Source organism: Arthrobacter sp. TMT4-20 (assembly GCF_054510775.1).
The window spans coordinates 414,248-427,125 of sequence record NZ_JBTNDW010000001.1 but is presented as its reverse complement, the minus strand read 5'-3'; the positions used below and the strand labels follow the sequence as shown (position 1 = coordinate 427,125).

At 62.8% G+C, this 12,878-nt stretch carries 9 protein-coding genes and 1 pseudogene; 8 read left to right on the top strand and 2 right to left on the bottom strand.

What is annotated here, in order from left to right:
* The first annotated feature begins 12 nt into the window (after nucleotides 1-12).
* The 4 genes from ACX80Z_RS01925 (at nucleotide 13) to ACX80Z_RS01910 (ending at nucleotide 4,881) form a co-directional block, all read left to right on the top strand.
* Nucleotides 13-1,407, top strand: a complete 1,395-nt coding sequence (locus ACX80Z_RS01925) for a hypothetical protein (RefSeq protein ID WP_459314748.1) — start codon at nucleotides 13-15, stop codon at nucleotides 1,405-1,407.
* Nucleotides 1,408-1,487: 80 nt separating this feature from the next.
* Entirely contained in the window at nucleotides 1,488-2,477 is a 990-nt protein-coding gene (locus tag ACX80Z_RS01920) for a WxL protein peptidoglycan domain-containing protein (protein ID WP_459314747.1), read from the top strand.
* A gap of 154 nt (nucleotides 2,478-2,631) precedes the next feature.
* Entirely contained in the window at nucleotides 2,632-4,101 is a 1,470-nt protein-coding gene (locus ACX80Z_RS01915) for an MGDG synthase family glycosyltransferase (protein ID WP_459314746.1), read from the top strand.
* 75 nt (nucleotides 4,102-4,176) lie between these two features.
* Nucleotides 4,177-4,881 (top strand): nucleoside/nucleotide kinase family protein, encoded by a 705-nt coding sequence (locus tag ACX80Z_RS01910; protein ID WP_459314745.1) that lies wholly within the window; start codon nucleotides 4,177-4,179, stop codon nucleotides 4,879-4,881.
* 23 nt (nucleotides 4,882-4,904) lie between these two features.
* Here ACX80Z_RS01910 and ACX80Z_RS01905 read toward each other — a convergent pair whose 3' ends face one another.
* Nucleotides 4,905-6,209 (bottom strand): glycine cleavage T C-terminal barrel domain-containing protein, encoded by a 1,305-nt coding sequence (locus ACX80Z_RS01905; RefSeq protein ID WP_459314744.1) that lies wholly within the window; start codon nucleotides 6,207-6,209, stop codon nucleotides 4,905-4,907.
* Nucleotides 6,210-6,315: 106 nt separating this feature from the next.
* Between ACX80Z_RS01905 and ACX80Z_RS01900 the strand changes: the two genes are divergently transcribed.
* Nucleotides 6,316-7,179 (top strand): methylenetetrahydrofolate reductase, encoded by an 864-nt coding sequence (locus tag ACX80Z_RS01900; protein WP_459314743.1) that lies wholly within the window; start codon nucleotides 6,316-6,318, stop codon nucleotides 7,177-7,179.
* Here ACX80Z_RS01900 and ACX80Z_RS01895 read toward each other — a convergent pair.
* Nucleotides 7,172-7,951: an IclR family transcriptional regulator gene (locus tag ACX80Z_RS01895; protein WP_459314742.1), complete on the bottom strand. Its 780-nt coding sequence runs from the start codon at nucleotides 7,949-7,951 to the stop codon at nucleotides 7,172-7,174. The two genes, ACX80Z_RS01900 and ACX80Z_RS01895, sit on opposite strands and share 8 nt — an antisense overlap.
* Nucleotides 7,952-8,246: 295 nt before the next feature.
* Between ACX80Z_RS01895 and ACX80Z_RS01890 the strand changes: the two genes are divergently transcribed.
* The 3 genes and pseudogenes from ACX80Z_RS01890 to ACX80Z_RS01880 form a co-directional block, all read left to right on the top strand.
* On the top strand, nucleotides 8,247-10,763 hold the full coding sequence (locus tag ACX80Z_RS01890) for a GcvT family protein (protein WP_459314740.1): 2,517 nt from the start codon (nucleotides 8,247-8,249) through the stop codon (nucleotides 10,761-10,763).
* Nucleotides 10,764-10,870: 107 nt separating this feature from the next.
* Nucleotides 10,871-12,580 (top strand): glycosyl hydrolase family 18 protein, encoded by a 1,710-nt coding sequence (locus ACX80Z_RS01885; protein ID WP_459314739.1) that lies wholly within the window; start codon nucleotides 10,871-10,873, stop codon nucleotides 12,578-12,580.
* Nucleotides 12,573-12,773: pseudogene (locus ACX80Z_RS01880) on the top strand (hypothetical protein); the annotation flags it as partial. The gene ACX80Z_RS01885 and the pseudogene ACX80Z_RS01880, both read left to right, overlap by 8 nt.
* Nucleotides 12,774-12,878: the final 105 nt, after the last annotated feature.

Below are 12,878 nucleotides of genomic sequence, written 5' to 3'. Positions count from 1 at the left end.
ATCGGAGGAACCATGAAAGCACCGGCTACAAGAAGCCGCGGTCGTCTCGCCACAGCGGCAGGCACAGCAATCGCCGTCGCCGCCCTGAGCGGCATCTTTATTCCCTCGGCCCAGGCCGCGGAAACCCAAATCAGCGATGTCACGATGCGGTGGGGAATGAATCAGGAAGCGGGAGGCGGCGCCTACTTTGGCGGCTGTAACTTCCTGTCCGCTGGAGCCGCCGGAGACGCCGGATCCAGCCGGGTTTGGACCGAGTCCGACGGCTTCTACTCGAATGCTGCAGGGAACGTCAGGATTGAGAAAGACGGCGTTGACGGCACGAAAGTCACCCCCACCTGGTCCACCAAATGCGTTGACGGTGCTGGCAGAAACGTGACACCAGCAGCAGGCAGCAGCACCAACAATCAGGTGGTCCTGTCCGCGGGTCAGGGCACGGTTGATGCAGGCGCGGGAACTGCCAACGTGCAGTGGGACGGCGACTTCACGGTGGTCTTCTACGGGGGGATGACCTACTGGACCGCATCTGATCCGGCCCTCAGCGTCGAAGCCGATGGGTCAGCCACCCTGACCGCTACTGCCAGCGGTTACGGCTCAAGCATGGAAGATCCCACCAAGTGGGTATCGCTCGCACCGCAAACAGTAGAACTGGCAACCTTCACCGATGCGGCGCTCACCACGGACGGTTTCACCGGCACCCCCGACTACCGGGGAGTGGTGCTAACCGGGGTGGATAACCAGGTGACGTCTGGCCCGAATGCTGGGGCGTTCCCCCAGTCCTTCATCGACTTCCAGCACCAGACCGGTCAGGCATCCTACTGGTACTCCTCGGGAGGCGCTGCCGATCTCAAAAAAGTGGCAACAGGGTTGAGTGCGGCCTGGATTGCACCCACGACTCCGGCCGATCCCGGCCCGACGGGAGACTCTCAGGAACTGGAGATTGGAGTTGAAGTGCCGACGGCGGCAACGCCAACCACTCCAGAAGAGTTCAAGTGGACCATCGGCGGTTCAGGAGCAGTGAGCCTTGGAAGCGCGCAGGAGAATGCTGCGGGTTCATTTGCCGCGACGGGTGCGTTACCTGCGATCACTGTCACGGATACCCGTGCAGAACAGCCGGGATGGTCGCTGAGCGGCAGCGTGTCGGAGTTCTCCTCAGGCTCGGGTAGCTTTGCCGCGAACGCCCTGGGCTGGACCCCAACTGTAGCCAATAACACTGTAGGCGCTTCGGCAGGACAGTCCGTCGCCCCGGCGGCTCCCGGGCTGGCCCGCTCAGCCGTGCTTGCCTCTGCGTCAGCTGGACATGCTTCAGGATCAGCCGACATCTCTGCGGGGCTGAGTCTGCTAGCTCCGGCAGGGACGCCAGCCGGCTCCTACACCTCGACGCTCACCATCACGGCGCTGAGTGACTAACACCACCAACGGTGGGGACCACCCGACGCCGGGAGGTCCCCACCTCCTCACGGCTTCACCTCTGAACGATTGAAGGAAACATGTTCCGTACTGCAGCCGTCGTCTTTCTGTGCCTGCTCTCATTGTTAGTCTCCGGTCTCTTGCCCCAGACATCAGTCGCCGCGACCGGCGATTCCGTTCCCGATCTGTCCTGGAGCATCCGGCCGGGAACCAGCGATGGGACCGCTCGGACCAACTTCACCTACACGGTCCAGCCAGGGGAAAGTATCAGGGACAGCGTGATCGTGACTAACACGGGCACCACGCCACTCAACCTCGAGGTGTACGCCGCAGACGGGATGACGTCAGTGAGTGGACATCTGGATCTCCAGCCGGCCAGCGAAACACCCACTGATGTAGCGTCATGGTTTACTGCCGAGGATCAGTACATTACCGTCCAACCGGGCGACTCCGAAGAGGTGCCATTTACTCTTGACATACCCGCAGATGGTTCTCCTGGAGACCATGTCGGCGGTGTTGTAACCTCCTACGTTTCAGAGACGTCGCAGGGAACCGTGAAACTGGACCGTCGGCTTGCCACTAGGCTCAATGTGCGAGTATCCGGTGATGAGGTAGTCGACTTGGAAATCAGCGACCTCGATATCGCCTACCCTGTCGGCTGGAATCCGTTTGTGCCAACCGAGCCCACGATCACCTATACCGTGACGAACAAGGGCAATGTCCGAACACATGCGGAGGAGACAGCTCAGGTAGCAGGTTTGATCGGCGAGGCGTCCACCCTGGGCGCGAGCATCGATGAACTAGTCCCGGGGGCGAGTGCAACCCGGAGCGTGACCGTGCAGGGAGCCTGGCCCATGTTCGTGGCGACAGGGACTGTAACCATAACTCCCACTTCCGTCGGCGGATCTGCTGGTGCTCCCGTCACGACAGACGTTACGGTTCCCGCGATCCCTTGGAGCCAGCTGATCTTGTTGGTTCTCGTCGCTGCGACGGTGCTGCTCATCGCCCGGAACCGAGCTGCATCCGCACCCCACTCTGCTTTAGACAAATGCCGGATAACCTCTCCGTAATTTGTCTGTTTTGGTTCAATCGGTTTACTGGGCGTTCGACCAGTTCGTCGATGTAGCACGGGAACAACCAAGTGAGATTGCGAGCCCCGCCGGGGAAAGGTCCGAGCACGATTGAACGCGCATTTCTCAGGGTGAGGGCTGCTAGCCTCACACCATGCGCAAGACACCGGTACGAGGGTCCCACACCGACGGAGGGGAACGCGTTCTGATCCTGTCCGCAGGGGTCGGAGCGGGTCACAACAGCGCCGCGGCGGCGCTACAGCAGGAGTGCGCTGGGCGCGCCGACATCGCCGAGGTACAGGTTTTGGACGTACTCCAGGTGAGTAGCGTGCTCTACCGCGCCTTGCTGGGGAAAGGCTACTTCGTGCTGGTCGAGGGCCTGCCATGGCTGGTGGATTGGGGCTACGACCTGAGCGACCGGCCCTTCCGGCGCCGCGGCCCAATCGACCCGTGGACACGGGCGAACGCCGTTCCGGTGATCGATGAGATCAAACGGTTCCGGCCGACCGCTATCGTGTGCACGCATTTCCTGCCGGCCCAGCTCCTGGCGTCGCTGCTCCTTCGCGGTGTGACTGACGCGAGGACCGCCGTCGTAACCACGGACTACGACTTCCAGGGCCTGTGGCTTCCCGGCGCATTCCACTCGCTGTTCGTGGCCAGGGAAGAGGCAAGAGTTGAGCTGATGGCGCTCGGCCTCCCTCCCGACCGCGTCGCAGCCACAGGCATCCCGATCGCCAAACAAATTGATGGTGCGTCCGAGCCCACCCGCGATACCAATGAGCCTCCGATGCTGCTGATCTCGGCGGGCGCCAGCGGCGGCGACTATGCGGTCTCGGTGGTGCGGCAGACGATGCACATGCGCTCGTCGTTCACAGCTACGATCATCTGCGGACGCAACGATGCGCTGCGGCATCGCATCGAGCAGCTGGTGGCGCCCGCTGGCGACCGCTACCGCGTGCTCGGTTTCACGGAGGAAATGCCGCAACTGCTGCGCCGCGCCGACCTGTTCGTGGGAAAGCCGGGCGGGCTGTCGGCGTCGGAATGCATGGCTGCAGGGCTGCCCATGGTGCTGGTGAACCCCATCCCGGGGCAGGAGGTTCGCAACGGGGACTACCTGATGGAGCAGGGGGCAGCTGTGCGCTGCAACACCGCCGCGACGATCGGCTGGAAGATCGACGAGGTGCTCCGAGAGCCGGGCCGGCTGCAGCGGATGCAGGCGGCGGCGCGGAAAATCGGCCGCCCTGACGCCGCCGCGGACGTGCTGACCGGCCTGCTGGAAGGGCCGTCACGTCCGCTGATCGTCACCCGCGCAGCGCAGAAGACTATTCTCGCCGCGAGCGAGCAGCGCGTCGTCGCCACCGACCTGACTGGGCCGTCCGCGCTGATCCGGCTTGTCGACGTGACTGCGGGAAGCACAGTCGCGCTGCTGCAAGCCGAGGAGCTGGACGATCTACAGAAGCGGTACGGGACTAAGGACGGGGGCCTGGTACTGCGGCGCGGCAAAGCGCCGCCGTGGCCCAAATGGGAGGTGCGGCGGTTGCTCCGCGCCCTACTAAGGGGAGACAAGGCACTGCCGGTCCGCGTGGAAGAGGTGTCAGAATCCCCGGCCGTCCTTCCCGAGTGACTCTTGTTACGGCAGCCAAGGTTCCCGCGATCCATCGCGTATCACTGGGAGCCCGCACCTGGTTCGAGCAACTCCATGATTAGCAGTACCGACCTTCAGGGTGGTGAAGCGATGTCAATCGACGCGGTTATGCCCCGGACTATGACTTACGAGGATCTGGAACTCCGGGCCCGGGCCCTGGCGGGCAGCGGGAAGAGAAGCATCCTCGGTATTGCGGGAGCGCCGGGGGCTGGTAAGTCGACGCTCGCGGAGCGACTGGTAGCGAGCCTAGGACCCGGCGTCGCAGTCCTCGTTTCAATGGACGGCTTCCACTATGCGAACCGGGTTCTGGAGGACCTCGGTCGTTGCTCCAGAAAGGGTGCCATCGACACCTTCGACGACGGCGGCTATTCCGCGCTCCTGGAGCGCCTGCATACGCAAACCGGCGACTCCGAGCCTTACATCTACGCTCCGGAGTTTCGCCGGGAACTGGAAGAACCCATCGGCTCGGCGATTCCTGTGCACTATGACGTGCCCCTGGTCGTCACCGAAGGCAACTATTTGCTCCAGCCCACCGGACACTGGCCACGCGCGCGTTCCGTGATGGAAGACACCTGGTACCTCGCCCCGCCGGAGGAGGTACGACACCAGCAACTGATCAAACGCCATGAGCTATTCGGGAAGACTCATGATGAGGCCAGGGCGTGGGCCAGGGGGACCGATGAAGTTAATGCACGCCTGATCGCACAAAGCGCGAAAAATGCACATCTCGTCGTACGTCTGGATTCGACGACTGGCTAGTGCAGCCCGGGCTGTCCTCGCCCTCAGACGGCAGCGTCCATCCCGCGGATCTTCAACCGCTCGCGCTGGTTGGGATTCACCGACTCGCGGAACGGCATCTCGACCACCTCGGCGGTGACCGGCTTTCCGGGCTCCGAGGCATAGGAATCGGGCAGGTGTACCCACAACTCGGTGCCGAGCGCAGCGAGATCAATAGGGACAAACCCCATCGCAATGTTGACGCCGAGTTCGGGGGAATACCAGGGCGAGGTGACGTAGCCAATCGGATCGCCGTCCTGTGCTGCGCTGATCAACCAGAAATCGGGCGCATAGTCGTCGATCGGCTGACCGCCGAGCCTCATGCCTACGAGGGTGTGGGTATACGGGGGTGAGCCGGCTTCCAAGGCGTCACGGGCCGCCTCCAGTGCTTCTTTCCCGATGTAGTCCGTGTTCTTCTGGCGGGGAATCTGATAGCCCAGGTTCACCTGAAACGGCAACGTCTCGGCATCCATATCCTGACCCCAGGACAGAATTCCCGCTGCAATCCGTCGGTGGTGTGCCGGAGCGACCACCATGAGGTTGTGGCGTTTGCCTGCCTCCAGAACGGCATTCCACAGTTGTTCCGCGTGCAGGGTTGCATCGCGGAGATAGATTTCGTACCCCTTCTCCCCGGTGAAGCCGGTCTGCGAAACAATGACCTCACAACCGCCAACCGACGAGGACAGTAACCCGTAGGAGGGAATTTCTGCGGCTGCCGGCCCAATCAGGTCCACCATAAGGTCAACAGATTTGGGTCCCTGGATTTGCACCGGTGAAACGTCGATTTCCCCGATACTCACGTTGAAGCGCTTGCCTACATTGACCCCCTGAAGCCATAGCCACAGGTCGGAATCGGAGAGACTGAACCAGAACTCGTCGTCGGCAACGCGGAGCAACACCGGGTCGTTGAGGATTCCACCGGCTTCGTTGCACAGGATGACGTACCGCGCCCTCATCGGGGGAATTTTCTTGGCATCGCGTGTGATGACGAAGTCCACAAAGGCCTCCGCGTCCGGGCCCTTGACCTGGATCTGCCGCTCCACCGCAACATTCCACATGGTGACGTGGTTGACCAGCGCCTCATACTCGGCCATCATTCCGCCGTCTTCGGGACGAATGTAGCCTCTCGGGTGGTACATCCGGTTGTAGACCTGCGCACGCCAGCAGCCTGCTTCATAGGAAAGCTGCCAATACGGTGATTTGCGGACCCGGGTGTCGATCTGCAACTCCACCGGCGTCGGGCCCGATTGGCGGAGATTGATCGGAACTGTTCTGTCACGTTGGTCAACTGATGGGACGTTGTGATGCATGGTGAACTCCCTATCGACCAGCCCGGGGGAATTGCAAACCAAGGCAGTCGGCGTAGTCTCATAAGATGGAACTTCAGTCCCACATGATGAGTGTAGGATGACCCCGATGTGGCGTGCAAGGGATTTCGCGAAGCCTTCTTATCGCAGGCTGCTTGAGACCGCCCGGTATGAAATCCTGCCCACCGCAGCCATTGCGGATGAGGTGATGGCGAATCTGCCTGTTGGCCGTCGGCTGACCATCACGGCATCGGCCGGAAAAGGGCTGGCGGCGACCCTGGCGGTGACCGAAACCCTCAGCCGCGCCGGGTACCAGACCATTCCTCACGTTGCTGCACGAATGGTTCAGGGTCGGCAACACCTGGAGGAGATCATCGAACAGTTGGTGGCTGCCGGCGTCGACAGCGTTTTCATCCCGGCAGGGGATGCGCGGCCGGACAAGGACAGTTACGCGGGTTCGCTCGAATTACTGCAGGACCTCACTGCACTGGGACGGCCCTTCCCATCGGTGGGAGTCGCAGGCTATCCCGAGTCCCATCCGGTCATTGCCGACGACGTCACCATTCAAGCGATGTGGGACAAGCGCAATCACGCCACCAATGTAGTGAGCAACCTGTGCCTGGACCCTGCGGTTATCGCTGCCTGGATTGAACGCGTGCGGAAGCGTGGCGTCCTCATGCCGCTGTGGATTGGCATGCCTGGGCCGGTTGAGCGTTCTAAACTGCTGTCCGTGGCCACCAGGATCGGGGTGGGGGAGTCCACTCGGTTCCTTGCCAAGAACACGTCGCTCTTTGCACGCCTAGCAGCGCCCGGCGGCTACAGTCCGGAGCGATTCCTTGATCGTCTTGCGCCTGCCTTGGTGAAACCCGAGTCCAGAGTCGAGGGGCTGCACATCTACACCTTTAATCAGGTGCGCCAGGCCGAAGAATGGCGACGGAACCTCATCGGGCGCCTCGGAGGTTCCGTCAGCTGAGTGCGCCGGGGTCAGGAGCAGCTGCTTCCTTGCGTGCACGCCGCCCCAGGATCCGCGAAAGCAAACCGGCCTCGGCGACCAGTAGAGCGCCAATCTCCTGATGGGACTGCTCCAGCCTGAAGGCCGGACCTGATACCCCGATCGCTGCCAGAACCCTTCCATGGCTGTCACTGACGGGTGCGGCAAGTGCGTCCAGCCCCTCCTCAAGCTCGCTTCGTGTCAGCGAATAGCCCCGTTCCCGGACCCTGGTGAGCTCGCCTTCGAGGGCTGCGACATTCCGCACTGTGTTGGGCGTCCTCTGCTCAAGTGGGTCCTTGGGCAGGCGGAGCGCCCCGAAGGCATACAGCACTTTGCCGAGCGCAGAGCAGTGCGGGGGCAGATTTACTCCCACCCAATTGGTCGTGCCAAGAATGTAGGTGGTGTCGGTCTGGGCTACGTGGACTACCGTGTCCCCGCGAGGGACACCGAGAGTCACGGATTCGCCGGTCTCCTCGGCGATTCGCTCAAGCATTGGTTGTGCGGCGGTGGCCAGCGACTCGACGCGGTCAAACCGGTGGGCGTAATGGGTGAACAGTGCGCCGCCCAGGAAGCGCCCATCATGGTTGCGTTCCAGCATCCCGTTGCGTTCAAGTGCCTGAAGCAGTCGTGAAACGGTGGACCGTGCCAACCCAGTCTGGTCCACCAGCTCGGTGAAGGAGATCGGATCGTCGGCGCGGACCACCAGGGAGAGCAGCAGCGCGGCGCGGTCGATGGATTGAGAACCGTTCGCCACGTGCTGCCTCCTTTATTTACTTGCTGCAATTCTTCTCCGGTCCGCCCGAAAATTGTCCCCGACGGCCGGTCCAGACTCTACCAGCGGGGGCTTTCAGCTCGGGCGCCGGGCAGTGGATGTGCCGTTCCGGATCCGCGGTATGACGATGCACCGCTTGCGGAATTGGGGCGAACTCTTGACACCCGGATTCCCGACAAGGATTCTGAGAGGGCTTCGTGCGGAAGCAGGCGCGGCGGACGACGGCGAACCGCGGGTTGCAGGGAACGCGGACACCCCGGCGATGGAGGAGCAGAATATGAGTACCATTCCAACCCGGGCGCAGGCAGTGGTTATTGGTGCCGGCATTGTCGGTAACTCCCTAGTGCACCACCTCGCGCGGCTGGGCTGGCGGGATATTGTGCAGATCGACAAGGGGCCTCTCCCTAACCCCGGCGGGTCCACCGGTCACGCATCAAATTTCATCTTCCCCGTTAACCACCCCCGGGGTGTTACCGACCTCATCCTGGACAGCGTCCGCCAGTACAAGGACATGGGCGTGTTTACTACCTCCGGCGGGTTTGAGGTGGCACGCACAGAGGGGCGGATGGAGGAGTTGCGCCGGCGGATGTCCTCAGCGAAGGCCTGGGGTATTGATTCCGAACTTGTCACACCAGGGCAGATTCACGAGAAGGTGCCCTTCATTGATCCGTCGGTGCTGGTGGGCGGTTTCTGGACCCCCTCGGCTGGCGTTGTTGATTCGGTGCGTGCCGGCGAAATCATGCGCGAGCAGGCGTTGGAACTTGGGGCGCTGCAAGTCGTTTCCGGGGTCGAGGTGATCGGTCTCGACGTCGAGGATGGCCAGATTCGTCGCGTCAGGACAACCGGGGGAGATATTGAGGCCGCTACTGTCGTCATCGCATGTGGGGTGTGGAGTCCGCGAATCGCTGCGATGGCTGGGGCGTCCATCCCGCTGACGCCTGCCGTGCACCAGCTCATCAAGGTGGGTCCGGTGCCCCGGTTCGCTGCTACACCAGGGCAAATCTCGTTCCCCATCATCCGGGACATGGATACGTTCTGCTACGAACGCCAGCACGGTTCCGACATGGAGGTCGGTTCCTATGCACACCGTCCCATACTGCTCGATGCCGATGGGATTCCATCGATTGACGAGGCGGATCTCTCACCCACCGAAATGCCGTTTACCGCGGAAGATTTTGAGCCGCAGCTGAAGCAGGCCAGGGAGTTGATGCCTGAGATTCTGGGCAATCCGGATGTCAAGATCAATTACGCGATCAACGGGCTGCTCTCACTTACCGCCGATGGTGGGCAGGTGCTGGGGCAGACACCGGAGGTTGCGGGCCTTTGGTCTGCGGCCGCGGTGTGGATCAGGGAAGGTCCGGCCGTTGGTCGCCTGTTAGCTGAGTGGATGACTCACGGGAACCCCGGAATTGACCTCTACCACGCCGACGTCGCGCGATTTTACCGACACCAGCGAACCGGTGAGCATGTGAGGGCACGCGCAGCGGAGGGGTTCAACAAGACCTATGGGATTGTGCATCCCGGTGAGCAGTGGGCCAGCAACCGCAACCTACGGCTGGCTCCGATGCACTCCAGCCAGCGTGCACTTGGTGCGGAATTCTTCGAGGCCGCCGGCTGGGAACGACCCATGTGGTACAACTCCAACGAGGCCTTGTTGGGTGACTATGGTGATGCCGTGATGCCGAGGGAAGTTGAGTGGGACAGCCGGTGGTGGTCGCCCATCATCAACGCCGAGCACCTTGCGATGCGTGAGCGTGCGGGCGTCGTTGACCTGTCGGCGTTCGCGATTTTCGACGTCGTTGGTCCGGGCGCGCTCGCGGCAGTGCAGTGCACCGTCGTGGCGCAAGCCGACGTCGGGATTGGCCGCGTCATCTACACACCCGTGCTTGATTCCCGCGGCGGTATCCGTGCCGACCTCACGGTGATGCGACTCGGTGAGGGTCACTTCCGTGTGGTTACCGGCGGGCTGACAGGCAATATCGACCGCAAGCGGTTCCAGGATCACCTGCCAGCCAATGGCAGCGCCCAGCTTGTCGACCAAACATCGGCCTATACAACGGTGGGACTTTGGGGGCCGCGTGCACGCGACATTCTTGGGGCGCTGACGGATCACGACATTTCCCATGAGGGCTTCCGGTTCAGCTCCTGCCGTGACATCGAGGTTGGCCCGCTCTCCGTGCTCGCGTCCCGAATCTCCTACGTTGGCGAGCTGGGATGGGAACTCTACGTACCCATGGAGCAGGGCACGCGACTGTGGGACCTGATCCGCTCGGCGGGGGCACCACACGGCCTTGTTCCGGTGGGAATCGGTGTCTATGGAGGCACCGGTCGGATCGAAAAGAGCTACCGGGCGCACGGCGCCGAACTGGACTCCGAACGCACCCTGGCCGAGGCCGGAATGATGCGGCCCCGCGTCAAGGATGCCGAGTTTACCGGCCGTGCCGCGTACCTTGCACAACGCGCTGGGGATCCCGCAGCCGTGCTCTGTTCCCTGACAGTGGACGACCACGTTTCTCCCAACGGGCGGCGCCGATACATGCTTGGCGGTGAACCAATCGTTGAGCGGGACGGCGCACCGCTAGTCGACGGGCACGGGCGGCGCTCATACGTCACCTCAGCGGGGTCCGCTCCCTCTCTGGGAAAGCATGTGCTGATGAGCTATCTTCCACCCGCCCTCGCAGTGGTTGGCACCGAGTTGGCCGTTGACTACATGGAAGACCGGTATCCCGTCACGGTGGCGGCGACCGATGCCACCCCTCTGTTCGACCCGGAAAACAAGCGGATCAGGGGGTAGCGACCCCGGCAGCTGCTTGCGCACCGGGTCCACCCGCGGCATGCTTCATGCCGTAACCTAGAGAAGCCGCTGCCTGCCGGTGTTGGTCTCATATGCCGGAGGAACGAATGAAACGCGTGCGTCCGCGCCGATCCCAGCGGATTGTCGCTTTGGCCGTCGTTGCCCTCCTAGGAATCAGCGGCATTGCCGCCTGTTCCTTCGGGGACACCTCAGAGGGAAGCGGTTCCGATGACGCCGCTACCACTCCGGCCCGCATCAATGGTTACCGAAGCGTCGGCTATTTCCCCCAGTGGGGAGTCTATGGGCGACAGTTCCCCATGAAGGCCCTTCAGGACTCTGGAGCCGCCGGAAACCTGAGTCACATCAACTACGCCTTCGGGAACATCCACCACGAGACGCTGACTTGCTTCGAAGCGAACAAGGCTCAGGGAAGCGGCCCGGACGGTTCTGACGGCGCCTCCGACGCGTGGGCGGACTACGGCATGGCCTACGACGCGGCTGGCTCCATTGCCGGGATCGGTGACACAGCAGAGCAACCGCTGGCCGGATCCTTCAACCAGCTCCGGCAGCTGAAGGCAGCCAACCCGGGGCTGCGTGCGGTGATCTCACTCGGTGGCTGGACCTGGTCGAAGAACTTCTCCCGCGCTGCGGCGACCGATGAATCCCGCAAGGCCCTCGTTGCCTCCTGCATCGACCTCTACATCAAGGGCAACCTCCCGATGATCGAGGGCAGGGGAGGGGACGGTGCTGCGGCCGGCATCTTCGACGGCATTGACATCGACTGGGAATGGCCGGGTACCGATAAAGGGCTAGAGGGTAACGGTGTGGACACCGAAAACGACGCCGAGAACTTCCGGCTGCTGCTGCAGGAATTCCGGGAGCAGCTCGATGCCCATGGGGCTAACACGGGTGCCTCCTATTCCCTGAGCGCCTTCCTGCCAGCAAACCCCGAGGTTATCGAAGCCGGTGGCTGGAACGACCCCGAACTCTTTGAATACCTCGACTTCGGAAATATCCAGGGCTACGACCTGTGGGGAACGTGGGAACCGGGCCTCACCGGCCACCAGGGAAACCTTTTCGACGATCCGGAAGATCCACGCCCAGACGGCGAGCGTTTCTCAGTGGACCGGACCGTCAGTGCCTATCTCGACGCCGGAATCGACCCCGCCCAACTCGGTCTCGGGCTCGCCGCGTTCGGCAGGGGCTGGATGGGTGCTGACTCGGCGGAGCCTTGGGGCGAAGCCACCGGACCCGCGCCGGGCGGTGAAGAACGGGGCCTGGAGGATTACGACGAGCTGCGAGAGGTCGGTGAGGAATTCACCGACACGACACTCGGCGCGGCCTGGCGGTTCGACGGCGACAAATGGTGGAGCTACGACAACCCCGAAACCGTGCGTCTCAAGAGCGACTACATTCTGGAGAAGGGGCTGGGCGGTGGCATGTGGTGGGACCTGGCAGGCAACCGGGACGGTTCGCTCCTGACCGTACTTTCCGATCAGCTGCGCGAAGCCTCACGAGGCCCGGCACGTGACAGGGTGATGCCCGAGACCACGGTGCAGCCACCCAGTCCGCCAACCATCACCCCCGGCACAACCACCCCGGGTGCAACGACGGCGGACGCCCCACCGGCAGCCGGCCCCTCGCTGTCGGCCCAGGAGGCTGCCGACGCCGAACCCGTGGCCTGGGAGGAAAACATGGTTTACACCGAGGGCCGCCGGGTGATCTTCGAGGGCGAGATGTACCGGACGCAGTGGTGGACCAGGGGTGATGTTCCCGGCGCCGAGCAATGGGGGCCGTGGCGGCCGGTGGATGACTGACCGCCGACTGCAGGGCAACGCTGATCGTCGATCAGAGACCATTGCCGTCGTGCCCAATGACGGCCATCATCGAGTCAAGACCAAATATCTCATCTCATTCCCGAGCGAAGCGATGATGATCCCTGAAGAAGAGTTTCCCGCCGTCGTCGCCGCCTCTCACGCTGTGATCGAGGACGCCAAAGCTGCCGTTGTTCCCAGGAACTCCGTGAGTTCAGGTATGACCCGGGTAGTTAGCGGGCGTGGGATGCAGCACCTCAGTGAGCGCATAACCTTCAGGCTATTCCCGCTATAGGCGTTT

What these genes read in the sequence shown, in the direction of transcription:
- ACX80Z_RS01925 (WP_459314748.1), top strand. Translation starts at nt 13, where the DNA reads ATGAAAGCACCGGCTACAAGAAGCCGCGGTCGTCTCGCCACAGCGGCA.
- ACX80Z_RS01920 (WP_459314747.1), top strand. Translation starts at nt 1,488, where the DNA reads ATGTTCCGTACTGCAGCCGTCGTCTTTCTGTGCCTGCTCTCATTGTTA.
- ACX80Z_RS01915 (WP_459314746.1), top strand. Translation starts at nt 2,632, where the DNA reads ATGCGCAAGACACCGGTACGAGGGTCCCACACCGACGGAGGGGAACGC.
- ACX80Z_RS01910 (WP_459314745.1), top strand. Translation starts at nt 4,177, where the DNA reads ATGATTAGCAGTACCGACCTTCAGGGTGGTGAAGCGATGTCAATCGAC.
- ACX80Z_RS01905 (WP_459314744.1), bottom strand. Translation starts at nt 6,209, where the DNA reads ATGCATCACAACGTCCCATCAGTTGACCAACGTGACAGAACAGTTCCG.
- ACX80Z_RS01900 (WP_459314743.1), top strand. Translation starts at nt 6,316, where the DNA reads ATGTGGCGTGCAAGGGATTTCGCGAAGCCTTCTTATCGCAGGCTGCTT.
- ACX80Z_RS01890 (WP_459314740.1), top strand. Translation starts at nt 8,247, where the DNA reads ATGAGTACCATTCCAACCCGGGCGCAGGCAGTGGTTATTGGTGCCGGC.
- ACX80Z_RS01885 (WP_459314739.1), top strand. Translation starts at nt 10,871, where the DNA reads ATGAAACGCGTGCGTCCGCGCCGATCCCAGCGGATTGTCGCTTTGGCC.